The organism is Bacillus sp. BC05(2025) (assembly GCF_056725905.1).
Genome location: NZ_JBWYRA010000007.1, coordinates 1 through 22,880, shown reverse-complemented (window position 1 = coordinate 22,880; position 22,880 = coordinate 1). Strand labels below are relative to the sequence as shown.

At 36.4% G+C, this 22,880-nt stretch carries 19 protein-coding genes; 12 read left to right on the top strand and 7 right to left on the bottom strand.

Annotation, left to right across the window (positions count from 1 at the left end):
- Positions 1-4 precede the first annotated feature (4 nt).
- The 3 genes from qoxB to ACZ76X_RS20385 form a co-directional block, all read right to left on the bottom strand.
- Entirely contained in the window at positions 5-1,939 is a 1,935-nt protein-coding gene (qoxB, locus tag ACZ76X_RS20395; protein ID WP_142337505.1) for a cytochrome aa3 quinol oxidase subunit I, read from the bottom strand.
- Between the two features lie 33 nt (positions 1,940-1,972).
- On the bottom strand, positions 1,973-2,848 hold the full coding sequence (locus ACZ76X_RS20390; RefSeq protein ID WP_098669164.1) for a cytochrome aa3 quinol oxidase subunit II: 876 nt from the start codon (positions 2,846-2,848) through the stop codon (positions 1,973-1,975).
- Between the two features lie 282 nt (positions 2,849-3,130).
- Positions 3,131-4,546, bottom strand: coding sequence for an amino acid permease (locus ACZ76X_RS20385; protein ID WP_479851515.1), 1,416 nt, complete (start codon positions 4,544-4,546; stop codon positions 3,131-3,133).
- Between the two features lie 381 nt (positions 4,547-4,927).
- Here ACZ76X_RS20385 and ACZ76X_RS20380 point away from each other — a divergent pair, with 381 nt between their 5' ends.
- From ACZ76X_RS20380 to ACZ76X_RS20345, 8 genes are all read left to right on the top strand, one after another.
- Positions 4,928-5,638, top strand: a complete 711-nt coding sequence (locus tag ACZ76X_RS20380) for a C39 family peptidase (RefSeq protein ID WP_113742549.1) — start codon at positions 4,928-4,930, stop codon at positions 5,636-5,638.
- Positions 5,639-5,769: 131 nt separating this feature from the next.
- Entirely contained in the window at positions 5,770-6,945 is a 1,176-nt protein-coding gene (locus ACZ76X_RS20375; protein ID WP_479851514.1) for an amidohydrolase, read from the top strand.
- Between the two features lies 1 nt (position 6,946).
- Positions 6,947-7,144 (top strand): DUF3311 domain-containing protein, encoded by a 198-nt coding sequence (locus tag ACZ76X_RS20370; RefSeq protein ID WP_144656802.1) that lies wholly within the window; start codon positions 6,947-6,949, stop codon positions 7,142-7,144.
- Positions 7,141-8,613, top strand: a complete 1,473-nt coding sequence (locus tag ACZ76X_RS20365; protein ID WP_061658273.1) for a sodium:solute symporter family protein — start codon at positions 7,141-7,143, stop codon at positions 8,611-8,613. The genes ACZ76X_RS20370 and ACZ76X_RS20365 overlap by 4 nt, the downstream gene beginning before the upstream one ends.
- A 144-nt stretch (positions 8,614-8,757) precedes the next feature.
- Positions 8,758-10,194 carry a spore germination protein GerLA gene (gene gerLA, locus ACZ76X_RS20360; RefSeq protein ID WP_479851625.1) on the top strand — a complete coding sequence of 479 codons (1,437 nt, stop codon included), beginning with the start codon at positions 8,758-8,760 and terminating at the stop codon, positions 10,192-10,194.
- A complete protein-coding gene (gene gerLB, locus ACZ76X_RS20355; protein WP_000802022.1) occupies positions 10,195-11,319 on the top strand; it encodes a spore germination protein GerLB in 1,125 nt (374 codons plus the stop codon).
- Positions 11,303-12,469: a spore germination protein GerLC gene (gene gerLC, locus ACZ76X_RS20350; RefSeq protein ID WP_071716141.1), complete on the top strand. Its 1,167-nt coding sequence runs from the start codon at positions 11,303-11,305 to the stop codon at positions 12,467-12,469. Before gerLB ends, gerLC begins: the two co-directional genes overlap by 17 nt.
- A gap of 11 nt (positions 12,470-12,480) precedes the next feature.
- Entirely contained in the window at positions 12,481-12,618 is a 138-nt protein-coding gene (locus ACZ76X_RS20345) for a hypothetical protein (protein ID WP_061658275.1), read from the top strand.
- Positions 12,619-12,679: 61 nt separating this feature from the next.
- On the opposite strand, the gene ACZ76X_RS20340 is transcribed toward ACZ76X_RS20345, so the two are convergent.
- The 3 genes from ACZ76X_RS20340 to ACZ76X_RS20330 are packed head-to-tail and all read right to left on the bottom strand — an operon-like array spanning position 12,680 to position 15,034.
- Entirely contained in the window at positions 12,680-14,080 is a 1,401-nt protein-coding gene (locus ACZ76X_RS20340) for a nucleoside recognition domain-containing protein (RefSeq protein WP_000443600.1), read from the bottom strand.
- Positions 14,058-14,780, bottom strand: a complete 723-nt coding sequence (locus tag ACZ76X_RS20335) for a FeoB small GTPase domain-containing protein (RefSeq protein ID WP_479851513.1) — start codon at positions 14,778-14,780, stop codon at positions 14,058-14,060. Before ACZ76X_RS20335 ends, ACZ76X_RS20340 begins: the two co-directional genes overlap by 23 nt.
- Positions 14,777-15,034: a FeoA family protein gene (locus ACZ76X_RS20330; protein ID WP_071716140.1), complete on the bottom strand. Its 258-nt coding sequence runs from the start codon at positions 15,032-15,034 to the stop codon at positions 14,777-14,779. The genes ACZ76X_RS20335 and ACZ76X_RS20330 overlap by 4 nt, the downstream gene beginning before the upstream one ends.
- A 512-nt stretch (positions 15,035-15,546) precedes the next feature.
- Here ACZ76X_RS20330 and ACZ76X_RS20325 point away from each other — a divergent pair.
- The 4 genes from ACZ76X_RS20325 (at position 15,547) to ACZ76X_RS20310 (ending at position 18,978) form a co-directional block, all read left to right on the top strand.
- On the top strand, positions 15,547-16,446 hold the full coding sequence (locus ACZ76X_RS20325; RefSeq protein WP_142337508.1) for a phosphate ABC transporter substrate-binding protein PstS: 900 nt from the start codon (positions 15,547-15,549) through the stop codon (positions 16,444-16,446).
- A gap of 70 nt (positions 16,447-16,516) precedes the next feature.
- Positions 16,517-17,407 (top strand): phosphate ABC transporter permease subunit PstC, encoded by an 891-nt coding sequence (gene pstC, locus ACZ76X_RS20320; protein ID WP_074607438.1) that lies wholly within the window; start codon positions 16,517-16,519, stop codon positions 17,405-17,407.
- A 2-nt stretch (positions 17,408-17,409) separates the two neighbouring features.
- The gene (gene pstA, locus ACZ76X_RS20315) at positions 17,410-18,330 is read left to right on the top strand and encodes a phosphate ABC transporter permease PstA (RefSeq protein WP_479851512.1); all 921 of its coding nucleotides are present in this window, start codon (positions 17,410-17,412) and stop codon (positions 18,328-18,330) included.
- 123 nt (positions 18,331-18,453) lie between these two features.
- Entirely contained in the window at positions 18,454-18,978 is a 525-nt protein-coding gene (locus ACZ76X_RS20310) for a P-loop nucleotide/nucleoside kinase family protein (RefSeq protein ID WP_479851511.1), read from the top strand.
- Positions 18,979-19,020: 42 nt separating this feature from the next.
- On the opposite strand, the gene ACZ76X_RS20305 is transcribed toward ACZ76X_RS20310, so the two are convergent.
- A complete protein-coding gene (locus ACZ76X_RS20305) occupies positions 19,021-22,065 on the bottom strand; it encodes an efflux RND transporter permease subunit (RefSeq protein ID WP_479851510.1) in 3,045 nt (1,014 codons plus the stop codon).
- Positions 22,066-22,880 lie beyond the last annotated feature (815 nt).

The window sequence follows — 22,880 nt, the reverse complement described above, 5'->3', positions numbered from 1 at the left end:
CCTCTCATGCTACATGTTCTGATTTTTTAATTTCATCAACACTAATATAGTAACCGTCATCGTAATCGAATGAACGATAGATTAAGCAAGCTAAAATACCAATGCCGCCGATTGCTGCAAGCCAGAACCAGCTAAATACTAATGCGAAACCTGCAAGACCGAAGAATCCAGACGCAATAATAGGCACACCAGAGTTACTTGGCATGTGAATTGGTTTGATATCTTCTGCTGCTGGTGTAACTGTTTCTCCGCGTTTTTTCATGTACCAGAAAGCATCAGCTTCTTTGATTTCAGGAAGTTTCGCGAAGTTGTAATGTTGTACAGGAGATTGAGTTGCCCATTCAAGTGTACGGCCGTCCCATGGATCTCCAGTTGTGTCACGTTCACCGTGACGAGCACTCCAAATTACGTTGTAGCAAAGAAGTAGGAAGCCGATACCCATCATTACCGCACCAACAGATGCGATTTGGTTTAGCCATCCCCATCCAAGACTTTCAGAGTAAGTGTACATACGACGAGTCATACCGTCTAAACCTAAGAAGTACATTGGGAAGAAACAGATGTTGAATCCGCTCATAAAGATCCAGAATGTCCATTTACCTAGGCGTTCATTTAACATATGACCAGTCATTTTTGGATACCAGAATGTGAATCCAGCAAGCATAGCGAATACTGTACCTGCGATTAATACGTAGTGGAAGTGAGCGATTAGGAAGTAGCTGTTATGGTACTGATAATCAGCTGCTGCCATACCAAGCATAACCCCTGTAACCCCACCGACTACGAAGTTTGGAATAAATGCCAATGACCAAAGCATTGGAACTGTAAAACGAATACGTCCTTTATACAGTGTAAACAACCAGTTAAAGATCTTAACACCGGTTGGAATCGAAATCGCCATTGTCGAAATCGAGAAGAATGAGTTAACCGCTGGACCTGCACCCATCGTGAAGAAGTGGTGAAGCCATACGACGAAACTTAGTAAAGAAATTGCAACCATTGAGTATACCATCGCACTGTAACCGAATAGACGTTTACGTGAGAATGTACTAATGATTTCAGAGAAAATACCGAATGCCGGTAAAATAACGATATATACTTCAGGGTGACCCCATACCCAGAATAGGTTGGCCCATAACATTGGCATACCGCCGCTCGCCATCGTAAAGAAGTGAGCATCGAATAGACGGTCAAATGTCATTAATGCAAGAGCAACTGTTAATACTGGGAAAGCGAAAATAATGATAATTGTTGTAATTAAGATTGACCAAGTAAACATTGGCATTCTCATTAAAGTCATACCAGGTGTACGCATTTTTAAGATAGTAACAAGGAAGTTAATACCTGTCATTAACGTACCGAGACCTGAAATCTGTAATGCAATTGCGTAGTAGTTATTTCCTACACCAGAAGTAAACTCTGTACCTGCCATTGGGAAGTAAGAAGTCCACCCAGCGTCTGGAGAACCACCGATTACGAAAGCGATGTTGAATAACATTGCTCCGACAAAGAATAACCAGAAACTTAAAGCATTTAAGAACGGATATGCAACGTCACGAGCACCAATTTGTAATGGTACTACAAGGTTCATTAATCCCATAACGAATGGCATCGCCATGAAAAGAATCATAACTGTACCGTGTGTTGTGAAGATTCCGTTATAGTGTTCAGCGTTTAAATAAGTTGTTTCTGGGAATGTTAACTGTGCACGGATCATTAAACCGTCCATACCACCACGGAATAACATAATAACCGCAGAGATAATATACATGGCCCCAATCTTTTTATGGTCAACAGTTGTTAACCATTCGTCCCAAAGCCATTTCCATTTTTTATACTTTGTTAGTACGAAAATGATTGCTAATGTCACAAGAACGATAGAAGCGTCTGCACCGTAAATAATCGGGTCACCTGTGACAAAAAATTCATCAAGCTTCACTTTGTTCACTCCAATCTGTTGGAATTATAGCTATTATTTTTTGTTTTTGTAGTAGTTGTAATCACAATATTCAAGTGATTTTGGATCTACATAACTTAAGTGATGGCTAGAGAATGTCATACGACCAACTACACCAGGTTTAACAATTTCGTTGTACTTATCTTCTGTTAGTTTAGGAGCAGTTTGTTGTACTTCTTTAACCCACTTGTCATACTTCTCTTTAGTTTTTGCTTCAACTTCGAACTCCATGTGAGTGAATCCTTCACCAGAGAAGTTCGCGCTACGGCCTAGGTAAGAACCTGGCTTATCAGCTTGTAAATAAAGGTCCATAATCATGCCATCCATAGTGTACTTCATACCACCAAGTTCTGGTACCCAGAAAGCATTCATTGGGCCGACAGAAGTCAGTTTGAATTGAATTGGTACACCAGCTGGGATGTTTAAATAGTTAACGGTTTCAATTTTTTCCTCTGGGTAACTGAATAACCATTTCCAGTTTGCAGATGTAACATAAATCTCCACTGGTTTAATATGTTCGGACTCTTTCGGAACCTCTTCCGAAGCATAAGTTGCTTTTACTGTTGGAATCGATAATGCGATAACGATAATAACAGGAACAAGCGTCCAAATGATTTCTAATAATGTGTTACCGTGTTGTTCAGGTGGCTCATAGTCCATATTCTCTGGTTTTTCACGATAACGAATCAAGATGACTGTAAACAAGATGAATACAATTGCGATAATTAATGACATAAGCAAGAATGACCAAACAATTAAATCATACTGTGCTTTTGCAACAGGTCCTTGCGGATTTAATACTGCGAGTTTTTTATCACAGCCACCGAGGAACAGAAGTAATGATAACGGAAGAAGCGAAGCCAACTTCCAAAACGCTTTCTTTAGTTGCACGATTGAAAATCTCCTTTCTCCTTGGATTGAAACTATGCCAATAAAACAATATAAACCTATTAATTTATAGAAGGCAATAGTTTTTGAGATATTGTTAAAAAATAGACACAAATGCACACTTTTTAAGGTGAATATCATTTGTAACTTGATTACATTGTAAACTATTTTCCAGAGAAAAATGCGATTGTGAAAATTTTAAGATAAATAAAGTTATACCAGGATACCCAAGAAATAGAAAAAAGCTATCTTATTATAAGAAAGATAGCTGAATATTTTGTATATTTAGTTTACTTCTTTTTTTAGACTTATTTGTTGTTCAAATGTGACAACTTTTTTATATTTAACTCGGTATAAAATGTAACAAATGATCATAAATGGAATACCGCAATAAAGAGCAATTCTCTGATCTGGAATGAAAGCTAAACTTACAAATGTAATGAAATTGAGTGAGAATGCTACGATTGGAACTAATGGATAAAGTGGTGTGCGATATTTTAAATCATTAATGTCTCCGCCGTTTTTCAAGAAGTTTCTACGGAAGAAAAACTGTGAAGCTGCGATTGACATCCAAACTACGACAGCGGCCATAGCTGCAATAGATGTTAAAACTAAAAAGACAGTATCTGCTGCAAATATACTTGTTAATAGAGATAAGCTCGCGAAAATGAGACTGAAAATTAATGCGTTCAGTGGCACACCTTTTTTCGTTAACTTCGTAAAAGCTGGACTTGCCATTCCTTGTTTTGCCATCGCCCAAAGCATACGCGAATTTGCGTATAGGCCAGAATTGGCTACGGATAATACAGCTGTAATAATAACAAAGTTCATAATGTCTGCTGCATATGGAACACCAGCTACATCAAATACAAGTACAAATGGACTTTCGACTAGATTAGCCTCTTGCCACGGGAGTAAACCTACAACAACTGATATGGCTAGGACGAAGAAGAATAGCGTCCGCCAAATGGTATTTTTGATTGCTTTTGGAATAGTTTTTTCAGGATTCTCACTTTCTCCTGAAGCGATTCCGATTAATTCTGTTCCTTGGAAAGAATAATTCACTGTAATCATCGTAAGAAGAACAGCCAATGCACCATTTGGAAATAATCCGCCATTTTCAGTGAAATTGTGAAGCATTGGAGCTGGTTTTCCGTTAAAGTCTAGTAGGCCAAACATAACTGCACCACCGAGTACGATGAAAACAACTATAGTTGCGACTTTTACACTTGCGAACCAAAATTCTGCTTCTGCATATGCTTTTGCTGATAAAGCGTTTACAAGAAAGAGTGCTGCCGCAAATGTAACACACCAAATCCACGAAGAAACGTCTGGAAACCAGCGTTTCATTAAAATACTTACAGTTGTTAACTCTACTCCAACTGTAACAGCCCAATTTAACCAATACATCCAACCGACAACAAAACCAAAACCAGGTGAAATAAATTTGCTTGCATAGCTTTGGAATGAACCTGCTTCTGGCATAGCTACGGATAATTCACCAAGACATAACATCGTTAAATACATAACAAATCCACCGACTAAAAATGCAAGAATAGCACCACCAGGGCCGGCGTTATGGACAATTTGACCAGATCCCATAAATAGGCCAGTACCGATAACACCACCAAGTGCAATCATAAATAGGTGTCTACTTTTCATTGTTCGTTTTAAATCTGTTTGTTCTACTTGTTGATTCATATGCCCCTCACCCCGTTATTTTCTTGTATGTGTTAACTGGTTTACATTCTGAGTTTTTAATCATTAGTGGGGGATGTGATACATACTCAGTTTATTTGCTATGAAATGAATGGAGTATGTAAAAAAACGAACTATGACTAAATACTCTAAGAATGTTTTTATTAACAAGGTGATATCTTCACCATGTTAATAATTTTGATTTTAGCAAAATGTTGCTAAAAAGTATATTGTTTTTTCTCTTTATTAAAAATAATTAGAATTTTCATGATAGTAAAAGTGTGAACAATAATTCACAGAATCTTTCTAGCAAACTAGTAAGAAGCAAGGTACAATGATAGGAGGTATATCTGTAAAATAATAATTAATGGAGTTTTGTTTAAAATGAAAAAGTTAAAATATCTTTTTGTTTTTGGAATTATATTTGCTGCCGCGTTCTTTATAGGGAAAGATAAGATTATACAAAAGGCACAAGTGCTACGCTTAGATTTTCTATCTGAAATGAAAGAAGCGGCTATGATTGAAAATGTTCCGTTTATAAAGCAGTTACCAGAATTACCTCGTGGATGTGAAGTGACAAGCTTAGCTATGTTGCTACAATATAAAGGTGTACAAGTAGATAAGATGCAACTTGCCAGTGAAATTCATCGAGTTCCATTTGAACAAGATGGTTTGCGTGGAAATCCTTATGAGGGATTTGTTGGAAATATTTATACGAAAGCTGAACAAGGATATGGTGTATACAATAAACCAATCTTTAATTTAGCAGAAAAATATGTTCCTGAAAAAGTAATTAATTTAACAGATAGAGACGTGAATGATCTATATAAGGTAATTAGTTCTGGTTCTCCAGTATGGGTTATTATTAATACAACGTTTAAGCCACTAGCTGAAAGTAGTTTTGAAACATGGAAAACAAGTTCTGGTGAAGTGAAAATTACATATTTTGAGCATAGTGTAGTAGTGGTTGGATACGATCAAAACTTTGTGTATGTAAATGATCCTCTGAAAAACAATCCGCGTTTCGCTGTTCCACGAGCAGAGTTTGAGAAAGCGTGGGAGCAAATGGGGAAACAAGCGATTACTATTTTGTAATAATGAAAAGTCATCTTTTTGATGGCTTTTTATTTTTAAATGTTTATAATGGAAAATTCGGAATATTCTTTTAAAACTTAACAATTCACGTTATAATAACATTTAACTTGGTGAAGAAGGGGAGAAGAGAAATGGATGTAGCGAAGGAACTAGTTGTATCGAAAAATCAATTGATTGAGTGGAGAAGGCATTTTCATAAGTATCCAGAGTTATCTTTTCAAGAAGAAAAAACATCACAGTTTGTATTCGACATACTTCGGAAAATCCCACATTTAGAAGTGTCAAGACCTACTAAATATAGTGTAATGGCAAGGTTAATTGGTAAGCAGCCTGGTAAAACCATCGCGGTTCGTGCTGACATGGATGCTCTTCCTATTCATGAAGAAAATGAGTTTGATTTTATTTCTGCATATCCAGGTGTGATGCATGCATGTGGCCATGATGGGCATATAGCGATATTACTTGGAGTTGTACATAAGTTAGTAGAGGAAAGAGAGAAGGTTAAGGGGGAGATTCGTTTTCTCTTCCAACATGCAGAAGAAAACTTTCCTGGCGGTGCAGAAGAAATGGTTACAGCGGGTGTAATGGAAGGTGTGGATTATATTATTGGTGCTCACCTTTGGGCATCGTTACAGGTGGGGAAAATAGGTGTAATTTATGGTCCGGCAATGGCTGCCCCGGATGTTTTTAAAATTACAATAGAAGGAAAAGGGGGACATGCTGGAATCCCTCATGAAACGGTTGATAGTATTGCAATCGGTACACAAGTTGTTTCGCAACTTCAGCAAATTGTATCTCGCCTTACGAACCCGTTAGATTCCCTTGTAGTATCTGTTACGCAGTTTCATGCTGGGACAACCCATAATGTAATTCCAGAACAAGCGGAGATTGAAGGGACAGTGCGGAGTTTAAGACATGAGTTACGAGAAGAAACAGAAAAACGGATTGAACAGATCGTGAAGCATGTGACGGAAGCTTACGAAGCGAAATATACATTTTCTTATGAATATGGATATCGCCCAGTCGTAAATGATTATGAGGTTACAGAGATTATTGAGCAAACAGCATTACAACTTTATGGAAGAGAAAGAGTTACTCGTTTACAGCCGACGATGGCTGGGGAAGATTTTTCAGCGTTTTTACAAAAGGCACCAGGGACATTCTTTTTTATCGGAGCAGGAAATAAAGAGAAAGGAATTATATACCCTCACCATCATCCTCGTTTTACGATTGATGAAGATGCATTACCAATTGGCGTGGAAGTCTTTGTATCGTCCATTATGAATTTCATAAGTAAAGGAGAATGAGATGAAGAAAATACATCTATTAGCGCTTATTCCAGTTTTTTGTTTAGTTATTGGACCCGTATTTGCTAATTCAGTTACTCCTTACATATTAGGGATGCCATTTTTATTATTTTGGATATTATTATCGGTGCTCATTACGTCTCTTTGTATGGGGATTGTGTATGTATTTGATCCTGCGAATAAGGGGGATGTAAAATGACCGCATTACTTATCATTATTTTATTTTTGTTTCTTGCACTATTTTTAGGAATTCGGGCGCAACATGGAAAAGATATGAATTTAGAGCAATGGTCAGTTGGAGGAAGAGGCTTTGGCACTATTTTTGTTTTTCTTCTTATGGCAGGTGAAATTTATACGACCTTCACATTTTTAGGCGGAAGTGGCTGGGCGTATAGTAAAGGAGCCCCTACTTTCTATATTTTAGGTTATGGCGCATTAGCTTATATTTTATCTTACTTTTTATTACCACCAGTTTGGAAGTATGCGAAAGAGCATAATCTTGTTTCGCAGCCAGATTTTTTTGTGAAGAAATATAAGAGTCAGACACTTGGCATAATCGTTTCTATCATTGGGGTCATTTCGATTATCCCATACCTTGTTTTACAGTTAAAAGGGTTGGGGATTATCGTTTCGGAAGCGTCTTACGGAAGAGTATCGCCAGTTATTGCAGTGTGGATTGGTGCAATTGTCATAACGATATATGTAATGGTTTCAGGTATACACGGCTCTGCTTGGACGGCCGCTTTGAAGGATATTATGATACTGTTTATCGTTATGTTTTTAGGCATATATTTACCGTACCATTATTACGGAGGATTTCAGCCGATGTTTGAAGCAGTAGAAGCAGCAAAACCAGGATTTTTATCTTTACCTGATGAAGGAATGAGTATTTCTTGGTTTGTTTCTACTATTGTATTAACAGCTCTAGGTTTCTATATGTGGCCCCATACATTCGCTTCTGCTTTCTCTGCCAAAAACGAAAACGTATTTCGTAAAAATGCGGCAATTATGCCACTGTATTCTTTAGTTTTACTTTTCGTATTCTTTGCAGGATTTGCTGCTATACTGCAGGTTCCAGGGTTAAAAGGAGGAGATGTAGACCTTTCGTTATTCCGTCTCGCTCTTCAAACTTTTGATCCGTGGTTTATTGGGATTATTGGTAGTGCAGGGGTTTTAACAGCATTAGTTCCTGGTTCTATGCTTGTTATGGCCGCTTCTACATTATTAGCGAAAAATATTTACCGAACAATGGTCCCATCTGCTTCGGATCGACAAGTTGCAAAAGCGGCGAAATTATTTGTCCCTGTAGTAACGCTTGTAGCTGTTTTGTTTACTTTTAAAGGTGGAGAAACGATAGGAGCACTTCTTTTAATGGGATATAGTATAGTGACACAACTTTTCCCTGCACTTGTATGTAGTTTGTTTCCACGTCAAGTTATTACGAAACAAGGGGCAATTGCGGGAATGGGGATTGGGTTGTTAGTAGTCGCATATATTACTTTATCTGGTTCAACTATAGCTACGATGTTTCCAAGTTTCCCTCAATATATAAAAGATTTAAATGTAGGTATAGTCGCATTGTTAATGAATATGATTGTGATGTTTATCGTTAGTGGATTCACGAAAAATGTGTCTGTAAAAGCAGACAATATAATAGTAGAAAAGTAATCTGTGGGCTAGAGCTATCTTTGAAAAGAGATAGCTCTTTTTTGTATATATTTTCTTTTATTAGCGGAATCTAACTAAAAACTTGTTGAAAAGGAAGTTAGGTGGGGGACTTTGTTAGAGTTAAAAGGTAACTTATTTGAAGTTATGAAAAAAATCAGGGATGAGTTAGGTTCGCCTAATGATTTAACAATTAGGGAAGTTGCCCTTGCTGGTAGTTTTACACGCTGTGCTGTTATTTTTTTATGTGGGTTAACAGATAAGGATAATGTTTATAAATATGTAGTTCGTACACTTCAATATGAAGAAGTACAAAATGAATCAGCTGTCGTTCAGACGTTATTGGATCGTTTTATTTCTATTGCGGAAGTTGGTAAGAAGACAACGTTTCCTGATATTATAAATGCGATTTTAGCGGGAGATACGGTTATATTAATTGATAATATTCAAACCGCTATCGTGATTAATAGTAGAGCTTGGGAAAAAAGAAGTTTAGAACCACCAGTAACAGAAGATTTAATACGTGGACCGAGGGTAGGGTTGAATGAAGATATTAACGTGAATAAAATGTTAATTCGCCGTAGTTTACGTGACCCAAAGTTGAGGTTTCAATCTTATATTATGGGGAAGAGATCCCAAAAAGAAGTGACGTTAGTATATATAGAAGACATTATTAATCCTTACATTGTAAAAGAACTAGATCGGCGTCTTCAATCCATAGTGACAGATGTCGTTTTTGAGACGGGTACGATTGAGGGATTAATTCAAGATAATAATTTGTCGCCGTTCCCGCAGTTTTTGAATACGGAAAGACCAGATAATATTGTGGCCTCCTTAGCGAAAGGGAAGGCAGCTATTTTGGTGGATGGATCACCGTTTGCCCTTATAGCTCCGCTAGTATTTGTTGATATTTTTCAATCTGTGGAAGATCATTATGAGCGGTGGGTAATCGGAACTTTATTAAGAATTTTGCGGATGGGTTCGGGTATAGTTGCAGTGTTAATGCCAGCGATGTATGTGGCTCTCGTATCATATCACCAAGGACTTATTCCTTCTAAACTGGCATATTCAATTGCTGGGGCGAGGGAAGGCGTGCCGTTTCCTGCCTATATAGAAACATTAATGATGGCATTAACGATGGAGTTAATACGAGAAGCGGGAATTAGGTTGCCGAAACCGATGGGGCAAACAATTGGGATTGTAGGTGGTCTTGTAATCGGAGAAGCAGCGGTGAACGCAGGAATTGTAAATCCGTTTTTAGTTATTATTATTGCGGTTACAGCTATCGCTACCTTTTCTCTCCCTGTATATAGCATTACGATTACGTTTCGTATTTTACTTTTCGTCTTTGTATTAGCAGCGACTGCTTTTGGTTTGTATGGAATTATTTTAGCCCTTATTGCACTTGCTGTTCATATTACAAATTTAACAAGTGTTGGTGTACCGTATACGACTCCAATTGCTCCTGCGTTTTATAAAGATTGGAAAGAAGAATTTATACGTATGCCAAAATCGATGTTGAAAGATAGACCAGAGTACTTACAGACAAAAGATTCTACAATACGTCCAAAGGAGAGAGAATAATTGAAACCATTTGAGTATGGCGATGAAGAGATTGGATCTCGGGAAATTGGGTTTGCAGTATCGTCGACCATCATTGGCATCGGGGCATTGTCTATGCCAAGAGATATCGCTAACCAAACTTTATTTTCGGACGGTTGGATTATTTTACTTTTGGGTGGATTGGTATGTGCAGTTTTAGGTTGGTTTGTAACGAGGGTAGCTATCTTATTTCCGAAACAAAACTTTGTTCAATATACAAGTGCACATTTGACAAAGCCTGTTGCATACACAATTAGTAGCATTTTAGTATTAACATTTGCTGCTTTGACAGCATATGAATCGAGAATGATTTCAATTATTTCTCAAACGTATTTATTTAGTGAGACACCGATACAACTACTGTCTTTCTTCTTCTTACTAGTTGTTATTTACGGAATAGCAGGATCAAGAGCGGCCTTATTAAGGTTAAATGTTCTATTTTTACCTATTGTTTTAATTGCGATAGTGCTTCTTTCTTTATTGAATATAAATTTAATGGAAATAAATAATTTACTACCAGCTTTTCAAACGGAAGTAAATGAATATGCTGTTGGAGTTAAAAACTCTATTTTTACATTTATTGGATTTGAAGTAGCTCTGTTTTATGCGGTGCTGTTAAACGATAAGACGGCGAAAAAAGCACCAATGGCAGTTGCGAAAGCTGTAATGGTAAACGTGTTGGCATACATTTTAATTTATGTAACTTGTATTAGTGTTTTTACATATATGACAACACGTGGATTAACATATCCAACAATTGAATTAGGGAAAGAAATTGAAATTGGTGGAGGATTTTTAGAAAGGTTTGATGCAATTTTTTTTACAACTTGGATTATTACTATTTATAACACGACCGCCATGTATTACGACGTCGCATCTTTATTGTTTTGCGCAATGTTTCCGAAAGTGAAGAAGCATATTTTTATTTTTGTAAGTGCCCCTATTATTTTTATGGTGAATATGGTACCGAGTAGTTTGAATGCTTTATCAAGTTATGGGACTTATTTAGCTTGGATAGATATGGGGTTTGTTGTGTTAGCGCCTTTGCTCGTTTTAATTGTATATAAAATAAAAAGAAGGAATGGTGGAAATGAGACACCTTCTTAAATTTATAATGGTTATGCTTGTAGTTGGATTTCTGAGTGGGTGTTCTGAGTTAGAGGAGATAGAAGAAAGGGGATTTGTAGTAGGTGCAGCCTATGATATCGTGAAAAAAAAGCAGGCGAATCCAATTATGAAGGGGACGTATCAGATGGTACTTCCGAGTAAGCTAGCACAGCAAGGTGGACAAGGTGGTGGAGATGGTGAGAATTATATTAACGTTAGTGCGAAAGCGGATAGTGTGTTTGAACAAATAAGAATAATCGCTAAAAAAATTAGTCGTACACTTTTTTTTCCGCATATACAAGTTATTATTTTCTCTGAAGAATTACTTTCACATCCATACATTTTACAAAATACGTTAGATGTATATATTCGTGATCATGAGATGAGAAGAAATATTCGTTTGTTCGTTTCTAAGAAAAATGCAGAAGCTATTTTGAAGCAGAGTGCCAAGCCTGAAAATTTACCGGCGCAGTATATTGATATGTTAGCTGAACATCCTCCGAAAAACGCTCAAATGATTGAGGCTGCAAGAATTGGTGAAGTTCAGGAAAAGATGATTTCCAATCGGAGTTTTGTATTACCTATTCTCGAACTAACAAAGCAAGGGGTACAAATGAACGGGGCAGCGTTGTTTCGTGGGAAGGATAATAAATGTGTAGGTAGTTTGAATGGGGAAGAAACATTAGGAATGAATTATATAATAGGTAAAAAAATTGGAGGTTTTTTTACCATCCGCAAAAAGAATCAACTGATTACATATGAAATCCATAAGGTGCGTCGGAAAATTAAAGTATCTACAACGAATGCTGAAAAACCAAAGTTTAATATTCATTTATATCTAGAAGGTATATTGGCTGAGTTGCACTTTAGTGACCATAAAAAGGTTTTGAACGAAAAGCATTTAGAGAAAGATATATCGGAAGAAATGGAGAAGCGTATTCAAAAATCGATTAAGCTTGTTCAAAAAAAATATAAGGTAGATGTATTGGAACTAGGAGAGGTATATAAGCGGCATAATTATAAAGAGTGGAAAAAAATAAGTAAGAATTGGGATCAAGGTGAAAATTACTTTAGTGATGCTGAAATTACTGTCCATGTTCATCCAACAATTGAACATTCAGGTTCGGCATTACCAAAGAGAGTGAAATAAGGTGATATCATTTGTTTACGGGATTAGGAATTAGCTGCACGATATTAATGGCAGTTCTTCCAGGAGCCATATATTTTATTCATAAGAAACTCACAATGTATGGAGCGCAGCCTTGGAATACTGATGCGCAAAAAAAGAAACCTGAATAAGATTCAGGTTTCTCTCGTGCAAAGCAAACGAAGGGGGATACCTTCTATGTATGCTTTGCTTTTATACAAGCCCTAACCAGTGTACCAATTGTGTAGAGAGGAATGTAACAACAATGGCGATAACGGTAGGGATTGCAAACGATAAGAATGTCCATTTTGCACTTTTTGTTTCTTTATATATGTTAACCAGTGTTGTTCCACATGGGAAATGAAGAAGTGAGAACAACATTGTGTTTAACGCTGTTAACCAAGTCCAACCATTTTCTAAGAATAGATTTTTAATTTGATTAAAATCATCTATTTCAGTTAAAGCTCCAGTTGATAAATAAGACATTAATAAAATCGGGATAACAATTTCATTCGCTGGTAGTCCAAGAATGAACGCAGCTAGAATAAAACCGTCAAGTCCTAACATTTTAGCAAATGGATCTAGGAAGTTTACAAAATACATAAGTAAGCTTGTGTCACCGATAAAAATATTAGCAAGTAACCAAGTTAATGCAGCCGCAGGGGCAGCTACAACTACAGCTCGTTTTAAAACATAGACTGATTTATCAAGTGTTGCACGCACAATTGTATTCCAAACCTTTGGCTTACGATACGGGGGTAACTCAAGTGTGTAGTGAGTGGGAACACCTTTTAAAGCTGTTTTTGATAGTACCCAAGAAACGGTTAATGTCATAATAATACCGATTACAACCATTCCAACTACAACGCCAGCAGTAACTAATGTTTGCATACTACCTGTATAACCAGCAGCCATAAATAATGAAGCCATTAAAATTAACATAGGCCAGCGACCGTTACAAGGAACGAAGTTGTTTGTTAAGATTGCAAGCATACGTTCACGTGGTGATTCAATAATACGTGTTGACATGATGGCTGCTGCATTACAACCAAAGCCCATTGCCATTGTTAAAGATTGTTTACCATGTGCACCAGAGCGTTTAAATAAGCGGTCCATATTAAATGCAACGCGTGGTAAGTATCCGTAGTTTTCTAATAGTGCGAACATCGGGAAAAAGATAGCCATAGGTGGTAACATAACGCTAATAACAGCACCGATACCACGGAATAAGCCGAGTATTAAAATGCCATGTAACCATTCAGGTGCATGCGCCGCTTGGAACCAAGAGGTTAAATATCCTTCGGCCCATCCGAAAAACTCAGCAATCATATCAGATGGTACGTTAGCACCAGCGATTGTAAGATAAAAAATGATAGATAAAATACCGAGCATAATTGGGAATCCCCATATTGGAGATGTGAAAATTTTATCTAGTTTTTCAGAACGATACAATTTATCAGTATTTGTATATTGAACAGATTCTTTACATATGCTTGCAGATGTTCGGTAAATATCTCCGACAATATCATCCCGTATATCTTCTTTTGATAGTGTTTGCGCATGTTGAATAATATAGTCCAATGGAAGAGCTTTACTGGCTGAGTGAGATTCCATTTATTACGACCTCCCTTACAAGTGGTTCATTATGGTGTTTTTGGAGTGTAGTTAAGAAGTTTTTATCTCCATCTAATATACGTAACGCAATCCAACGTGCTGGATACGTATCACCGAACACTTTATAAATTTGTGGTTCTAGTTCCTCAATCATACTTTCGATTTTTTCGCTGTAAGAAATTTTAATTGGTGTTGGAATTAATTTTTTGTTTGCTACTTTAGCAATGACGCTTAGTAAATGACCGATGCCAACTCGGTTACGAGCGGAAATCTTAACTACAGGTACACCAAGTGATTTTGCTAATTTCTTTTCATCGATAACGATGCCTTTTTTCTCGGCTTCATCAATTAAGTTAATACAAATGACTACGTTACTCGTCATTTCCATCACTTGAAGTGCTAAATTTAAATTTCTTTCCATTGCAGTTGCATCTACAACGACTACAGTTACTTCTGGTTTTTCAAATATAATATAATCCCTTGCTACTTCTTCATCCGCAGAGTTTGAATATAGTGAGTAAGTTCCAGGTAAATCTATTAATGTATATTTACTTCCGTTATGTTCATATTCCCCTTCAGCTTTTAAAACAGTTTTTCCCGTCCAGTTTCCAGTATGTTGTTTTAAGCCTGTTAAAGTATTAAATAATGTACTTTTCCCGGTATTCGGGTTACCAGCTAAAGCAATGCGATGTTTACTCATCTGAAATCATCTCCTATTAATACCCCGAAAATAAGGGAACTTTCTTCTTTGCGTAGTGCAATAGTTGTATTGCTTACTTGATAAGCGACCGGATCTCCGAGTGGACTGCGCTGCAATACTTTAATTGTTGCCCCAGGGATAAATCCTAAATCTAATAAACGTCGTTTCATAGTTCCTTCTAATTGTATCTTCTCAATTTCTACAAACTCTCCTGTTCTAAATTCGGAAAGTGGTTTTATATTAGCCGATACCATAAAAGTTACCTCATCTCTATATTTTTAGTTTTAGTTTAAAAAGTTTCCTTAGGTAAACTTTTTGTTAGTAATATAGTAGACTACATTGGATGATGCTGTCAATTGGTACTTTAAAAATATTCATTTATTTTTAGAATTGTTCCAATTTATTTAGTTGTACTAAAAAATATTACTGAAATTCTATGTAATGTACATAAATTAGTTGCGTAAAAGTAACAAAACACAGCGTAATTGTAAAGGCAACTTTAAATAAAAGGGAAAAAGAGTGAAAAATATTTACATTGAATTTACATTGTTAAGACTAAATTTACATTACAGCTTAATTAGTGTGGATTTTGTTGGGTTCTTCAACTATAAATGTTGGGATTCCTAGTTTTTAAGGGTTATTATCGTCATTTACTTAAAATTAAAAATTGCTTAACACTCACATAATATTATTGTCCTACAATGAATTTGTGTTCGAAAGAAGTAGATAAATGTGAAAAGTGATAATCCAAATGGGGGTACAAGACATGGTTATGAAAAAGGGTATTAAATTTTCTTTAGCAGCTTTAGTGGTAGCGGGTTCATTAGTGGGATGTGGAAAAGCAGAAGAGACATCAGGTAAAGATGCTAAAGGAAGCGATAATGCAAAACAAGAATTGTCGGGTACGATAGCAGCTGCAGGCTCTACAGCACTTCAACCTCTTGCAGAGGAAGCTGGAAAGAAATTTATGGAGAAAAATTCAAACGTTTCTATTCAAGTGCAAGGTGGCGGTAGTGGAACTGGAATTAACCAAGTAGCTTCTGGTGCAGTCCAAATTGGTAACTCAGATGTTCCATCTGCAGATAAAATAAAAGATGCTGATAAGGCGAAAGAATTAGTAGATAACAAGGTAGCGGGTATTGCATTCGCACTTGTCGTAAATAAAGATGTAAAAGTTGATAATTTAACAGTACAACAAGTACAAGATATTTTTACCGGTAAAGTAACAAACTGGAAAGAAGTAGGCGGGAAAGATGAAAAAATCAACGTAATTAATCGTCCAGCTTCTTCTGGTACACGTGCTACATTTGAAAAAACAATTATGAAAGACGCGAAAATTAATGATGGAACTGGTACTACACAAGATTCTAACGGTGCAGTAGAGCAAGCGATTAACTCTACTCCAGGTTCAGTAAGTTATTTAGCAATGTCTTACATGGTTGGTGAGAAAAAAGGTGCACTACAAACAGTAAAAATTGATGGTTCTGAACCGAAAGTTGAAAACATTGCATCTGGTAAATATCCATTCTGGTCTTACGAGTACATGGTAACGAAAGGTGAGGCAAAAGAAGCAACAAAAGCTTACATTGACTATGTAAAAGGTAAAGATTTTGAAAAGCAAGTAGAGGATATGGGTTATATTCCAATGTCTAAATTAAATAAGTAATAAAATTTATGGGGCTGGCTGCAAGGCCAGTCCTGTTCATTTCAATTTATGAAGTGGGGTCTGTCCTGTGATGAAGGGGAAAAAACAAATTAATTACGTGAAAAGTGAGTATATAGGAAGATCACTTGTTACGTTTTGTGGTATTTTTATTGTTTTAGTTACATTAGCTATTATTGCGTTTATTTGTGGTAAAGGAATTCAATCTTTTACGCAAAGTGGTATCTCGTTTACTGAGATGTTAACATCGACAAAATGGAGTCCAAATGCTGATGAGGGAACTTTCGGGGCTGTAATTTTCATTGTAGGTTCAACGGTGGTTTCGTTAGGTGCGGTTATTATTAGTGCGCCAATTGCTATAGCTCTTGCTATATTCATGAATTTAATTTCGCCGAAGTTTGGAAATAAAGTATTGAAGCCTGTTTTAGAATTATTAGTTGGTATTCCTTCAGTTGTATACGGATTATTAGGGGTTACGATTTTAGTGCCGCTATTACGTGATTCGTTTGGAGGAGTAGGGTTTAGTTTAATTGCAGGTATTGTTGTATTAAGTATTATGATTTTACCTACTATTGCTAGTATCGCTTCTGATGCAATACGCTCTGTTCCATTTGATTATTTAGAAGCTTCTTATGGTTTAGGATCAACGAAATGGCAAGCGATTAGTCGAGTGATTGTTCCTGCTGCGAAAAAAGGGATTTTAACAGGTGTTGTTTTAGGTTTAGCGCGTGCTTTTGGTGAAGCATTAGCGGTTCAAATGGTAATTGGGAATACGGTTAAATTACCAGAAGGAATATATAGTCCGACAGCAACGTTAACTGGTATTTTGACAATGGACATGACAAATACATTAAACGGAACTGCTTGGAACAATGCGCTATGGACTTTAGCAATGATTTTACTTGTTATTTCATTCCTGTTTATTTTAGTAATTCGAGCAATTGGGCAAAGAGGTGAGCGATAATAATGAATGCAAGAACGGTAAATAAAGTTTGGACAGGTATCTTTTATGCGGTAGCGGCTTTAGTTGTAGCTTTGCTAGTGTTTTTAGTATTTGAGATTTTACAAAAGGGATGGGGTTTTTGGGATCCTAGTTTCTTGTTTGGAGAACCAAGCAATACAAGAGCTGGTGGTGGGATTGGTCCGCAGTTATTCAATTCATTCTATATGCTTGTTATAACGCTTATTATATCTATTCCCCTTGGATTAGGTGCTGGAATATATTTAGCAGAGTATGCAAAACAAGGACGTTTTTTAAACTTTGTTCGTTTATGTATTGAGACAATGGCATCTTTACCTTCTATTGTTGTTGGTTTATTCGGTTTGTTAGTGTTCGTTACAATGACAGGATGGGGATACACAGTGATGGGTGGTGCCCTTGCTTTAACGATTTTAAACTTACCAGGTTTAACACGTGTTTGTGAAAATGCGATTTCAGAAGTTCCTGCTAATGTGAAAGAGGCGAGCCTTGGGTTAGGTGCAACAAAGTGGCAAACGATCACTCGTATTATTATCCCGTCGTCATTACCGCAAATTATTACAGGTGTTATTTTAGCGGCAGGTCGTATATTTGGTGAAGCAGCGGCATTAATTTACACAGCGGGTTTAACATCTCCAATTTTAAATTCAGCAGCGGACTTCTCAAGTCCTGCTCATCCTTTAAATCCATTTAGACCAGCTGAAACGTTAGCGGTTCACATTTGGAAGTTAAATTCTGAAGGGATTATCCCGGATGCGAAGTTAATTGCAACAAAATCTGCAGCTGTATTAATTATTATGGTATTGCTATTCAATGTTATTTCACGCCTAGTAGCATCTATATTGCACAAACGTTTTACAGGAGCGAAAAGAAAAAGTAAAACGACGAAGAAGGTAAAAGCAGCATAAATGATAAAGAGGAACTCTCTATTTATAAGTAGGGAGTTCCTTTTGCGTTTTAATATAGAAGGAATGGAAGTAACGGGAATTGAATTATATAGATGAATAGGTGCAAATGAAGGGGTGGAGGAATTGTTTTTTCTGCAAATGTCAGGATTTCCTGGATCGGGAAAATCGACAGTTTCTAAGTATATAGCGAAGTTAACAGGTGCTGTAATTGTAGATCATGACGTTTTGAAATCGGCATTGTTACAATCGTTAGAAATGAAAGGGATTGAATCGACGGTTGTTGGAGGAGTATCATACGATGTTGAATGGGCATTGATTGATTCTTATTTAGAACAAGGGCATAGTGTGATATTGGATAGTCCATGTTTGTATGAAGGGATGGTTGAAAAGGGAATAAAACTGTCTAATAAACATGGTATAAAATATAAATATATCGAATGTTATCTTAATGATATGGAAGAGATTAATAATAGGCTGCAAACACGTAAGCGTATGGTCAGTCAGGTTGGACGAGTGGATTCCGAAGTAGCTTTTAAAAAGTGGTTAGATGGTAGTAAAAGACCTTTACATAGTGAATATCTTATTGTAGATTCTAGTGAACCGCTAGAGCGGTATGTGGAAAAAATGATGGATTATATGAGCGGGTAGAGAAAAAGCGTTATCTTCATTCATGAAGATAACGCTTTTCTTTTAAATATCAGGTGTTTCTGTAGAAGTGCTTATTTTTCTACGAGAGCGTCTTTTTCTCCCGATTTTATCTAATAGTTCATACATAACTGGAACGACTACTAATGTAAGAACCGTTGAGACTGCTAAACCACCAATAACAACGACGGCAAGACTTTTTGATACCATGCTTCCGGCTTGCGATTGACCAAATAGAAGTGGTAGCATAGCGACGATTGTCGTTATAGCTGTCATAATAATTGGACGTAATCTAGTAGATCCTGCTTCTAGTAAGGCTTCTCTTGTTTCCATTCCGTGTTCCCGATTCTGTTGCACTCTTTCTATTAATACGATAGCGTTTGTAACGACAATCCCAATTAACATTAATGCGCCGATCAAGGAATTTACATCAACAGGTGTTCCTGAAATGATTAATCCTAAAATCCCGCCGACAGCAGCTAATGGTAAGGAGAACAAGATTGCAAAAGGAGCGCGCGCCTGTCCGAAGGTGATAACCATAATTAAATATACAATTCCGATTGCAATCCCCATAATTTTGAATAAATCGGTAAAATTCTCTTGCATAGATTCAGTTGCACCTGCAATAGTTACTTTCGCACCGCTAGGTAAATCTAAGTTAGCTATCACTTCGTTTACTTCTTTGCTTACTTTACTTAAATCTTCATTTGAGGCCTCGGCAGTTATTTGAATCGTTTCTTTTCCGTCTTTATGGAAGATTTCTGTTTGCAGTTGCTTTTCTGAAATAGTTGCGATGTCTTTTAAAGGAATAGGTCCATTGATAGGTGATAGTATGTTTGTATTTAAAATGTCTTCTTGTTTCGTAATGTTTACTTTTTTCTGTTCTATCATAATAGTTGTTTTTTCGTTGTTGATTGAAACTTCACCAATAGGCGATTTCTTCATAAGGAATGCTACTTGTTGTGCTGCTAATTCTGGTGTTAATCCTAGTTGTTCGGCTTTTGTTTGATCGACATGGATTTGCCATTCTTTCTTAGAGTCTTCTAAATTCGTTTTTACTTTAGAGAGAGCACTTATATCTTTTAGCTTTTTTTCTACGATAGTAGCAGCCTCTTTTAATTTTGTTTCGTTAGTGGCTGTTACGTTAAATTGTAAACTGTTCCCGCCGCCAGAGCTTGAATAACTCATTTTTATATAATCAAGTTCAGCGGGTTCAAAAGTTTTATGTTCTTTTTTTAACTCTTTAATATATTGATCGATATCAGAACCTTTTTTGAAGACTACTAATATACTTGCGAGATTATTTTTGGTCGTTTGTCCCCATTGTGCATCTTCTGCGCTAGATCCCATTCGTAAAATAACATCCGTTACATCCGAATTAGAAAGTAGCTTCTTTTCGAAATCAAATGCTTTTTGTTGTTTTGTTTCAGGAGCGTAATCAGCTGGGAAAGTCATGTTGATAGATAACATTGTGTCGTCTTCAGATTTTATATTCGCTTTCGGTAGTAATACATAGGCAGCGATCGATCCTGCGAATAATAAAAAAGAAGTAAGTAGAATAATGAATTTATGTGAAAGGGCCCACTTTAATGTAGCGACATATCGTGGTGAAGAACTTGGTTTTTTATGTTTTGTTTTTTTGAGTAGTAAAAAAGCCATAAGTGGAACAACTGTTAATGCTATGATTAAGGATGATAATATAGAATATACAACCGCTAATACCATAGGTAACATTAATTTTCCGATTACTCCTGATACGAGACCGATAGGTAAGAAAACGGCAACCGTTGTTAAAGTAGAAGAAGTAATTGCGACGGCGACCTCTTTCGTTGCATCAAGAATAATATCTTTAGAGAAAGATTCTTTTTGTAAACGACGGAAAATATTCTCAATGACAACGATGCTATCATCGACGAGACGTCCAACTGCAACCGCTAAACCACCAAGCGTTAGTGTGTTAAGTGTGATGTTAGATTGGTGTAGTAAAAAGAGAGTTAATAAAATAGATAATGGAATACTGACAACAGCGATGAGTGTCGTTCGGAAGTTACGTAAAAAGATTAAGATAATTAGAGTTGCAGCAATTGCTCCAAGGATTACTTCTTTTCCCATACTAGTAACAGCATTTTCAACTTGCTCATGAGTTGATGCTAAAAGTTTAATAGAAAACTGATCTTTATATTGTTTACTTATATCGTTGATTTTTTTATCGATTTCTTTTCCGATTGCAACTGCATTTTTACTTGGCTCTTTCATGATGATTAATCCGGTGCCTTCTTCTCCATTTATATGTGAGATTGTATCGTAATGTTGTTTAAGTTCAATTTGAGCAACATCTTGCAATTTCACTTGAGGTGCAACGGTAATGTTTTTAATATCATCTACATTTTTTATATCCCCAATGACGCGAAGGTTATATTCTTCTTTATTAACGGTAACGGCTCCAGCTGGAGTGGACGTTTCTTTTCCTTGTAAAACTTTTAATATTTGCTCGGTTGTTACATTTTTATCTTTTAATTGGTTTGGGTCTAGTATGATAGATAATTCTGAAGCTGATTTTCCGAAAAACATAACGTTGGCAACACCGTCAATGCTTTCAAGCTGTGGTATGATTTCTTTTTCGATTTGTTTTTCATCTGCTTTTGAAAATCCGTTTTGCTTTTGGATCGCAATTTGAGCGAGTGGAATCATAGAAGTATTTAACTGGCTTACTACGGGTTTCGTTGCATCTTTAGGTAATTTAATTGTATTAATGGCTTTTTCAACTTCGCGTGCTGCATCTTTCATATTTGCTTTTGATGTATACGTGATATCGATGCGTGATAAACCTTCATGCGTAGAAGAGGTGATGGTGTCGACGTGTTCTAAATTTCGAAATTGTTTTTCTAGGGGATCAGTTACTTCTTTCGTCATTGCTTCAGCGTCGAGTCCTGGAGATAAGGTTGTGACAGTGACTGCAGGATTATCGATGCTAGGTAAAAACTCCATAGGTAATTTAGAGCCGGAATAAACGCCAAGTATGGAAATGAGAAAAACCATGATGATAACAGCGGCGCGGTTTTTTAATGAAAACTTCGTTAACCTATCCATAAAGTAATTCCTCCATTGGTTTATTTATAGTTGAGTACGTCCTTTCTTACTATATAACAAAAAATGGATATTTTTCATTAATTAAATGTAAAAAAATTCTAAAAATAATCTTAAGTTAATGTTTTTGTTGGAATTTCGTTGTTTATTCTGTTATTGGCTGAGCGATAAGACTCTCGTTTCGCAATTCGGTTAGAGGGATATTTGTAGAAACATGATCTGTTAAGAATCTCCGGGAAGAACAAAATCAAAAATCAGCACATTCTCTTTATCCCGCATGCAGAGTAAGACTCCCACCTCAAAATTCAGCGGAAGTAAAGAAGTTAGGTGGGAGATCAACTGCTCATAAAAGCCCGATTGGTGCGGGCTAATAATCAGTGGGGATGAAGAAAACTCCCGCTGAATAAAGTTTCGTTTTATTGGAAAGTGAACACGCTGATTAGAAAGGGGAGTAGTGAATCTATTCTTTTTAGTGTGGATTGATTTGTTCTGTTATATTATTGGCTTATAGAGGGGAGATTATGGACTTTAATATAGAAGAGAATAGGTTTATAAAATGCGGTTTAGTCAATTAGAGTGTATGGGTATACAATTTTAAATGGCTGTTTTCTGTAGAGAGGATAAGGTGTTTTTATATAAAAGAAAGTAGGTTGGATATTTTTTTGTGTTTTTTTTAAAAAACACTTGTTATTTAAAAACCATGATGGTATATTAATAAACGTCGCTGATGCGGAAACGCAGAAAACGACAAAAAAGAAATTTTAAAACTTAGTTGACATCGAAAAATGAAGATGTTAATATGATGAAGTCGCTTCTGA

Excerpts from the sequence above, each read along its gene's own strand:
- ACZ76X_RS20385 (WP_479851515.1), bottom strand. The coding sequence starts at position 4,546 with ATGAATCAACAAGTAGAACAAACAGATTTAAAACGAACAATGAAAAGT.
- ACZ76X_RS20380 (WP_113742549.1), top strand. The coding sequence starts at position 4,928 with ATGAAAAAGTTAAAATATCTTTTTGTTTTTGGAATTATATTTGCTGCC.
- ACZ76X_RS20375 (WP_479851514.1), top strand. The coding sequence starts at position 5,770 with ATGGATGTAGCGAAGGAACTAGTTGTATCGAAAAATCAATTGATTGAG.
- ACZ76X_RS20370 (WP_144656802.1), top strand. The coding sequence starts at position 6,947 with ATGAAGAAAATACATCTATTAGCGCTTATTCCAGTTTTTTGTTTAGTT.
- ACZ76X_RS20365 (WP_061658273.1), top strand. The coding sequence starts at position 7,141 with ATGACCGCATTACTTATCATTATTTTATTTTTGTTTCTTGCACTATTT.
- gerLA (WP_479851625.1), top strand. The coding sequence starts at position 8,758 with ATGAAAAAAATCAGGGATGAGTTAGGTTCGCCTAATGATTTAACAATT.
- gerLC (WP_071716141.1), top strand. The coding sequence starts at position 11,303 with ATGAGACACCTTCTTAAATTTATAATGGTTATGCTTGTAGTTGGATTT.
- ACZ76X_RS20340 (WP_000443600.1), bottom strand. The coding sequence starts at position 14,080 with ATGGAATCTCACTCAGCCAGTAAAGCTCTTCCATTGGACTATATTATT.
- ACZ76X_RS20335 (WP_479851513.1), bottom strand. The coding sequence starts at position 14,780 with ATGAGTAAACATCGCATTGCTTTAGCTGGTAACCCGAATACCGGGAAA.
- ACZ76X_RS20330 (WP_071716140.1), bottom strand. The coding sequence starts at position 15,034 with ATGGTATCGGCTAATATAAAACCACTTTCCGAATTTAGAACAGGAGAG.
- ACZ76X_RS20325 (WP_142337508.1), top strand. The coding sequence starts at position 15,547 with ATGGTTATGAAAAAGGGTATTAAATTTTCTTTAGCAGCTTTAGTGGTA.
- pstC (WP_074607438.1), top strand. The coding sequence starts at position 16,517 with ATGAAGGGGAAAAAACAAATTAATTACGTGAAAAGTGAGTATATAGGA.
- pstA (WP_479851512.1), top strand. The coding sequence starts at position 17,410 with ATGAATGCAAGAACGGTAAATAAAGTTTGGACAGGTATCTTTTATGCG.
- ACZ76X_RS20305 (WP_479851510.1), bottom strand. The coding sequence starts at position 22,065 with ATGGATAGGTTAACGAAGTTTTCATTAAAAAACCGCGCCGCTGTTATC.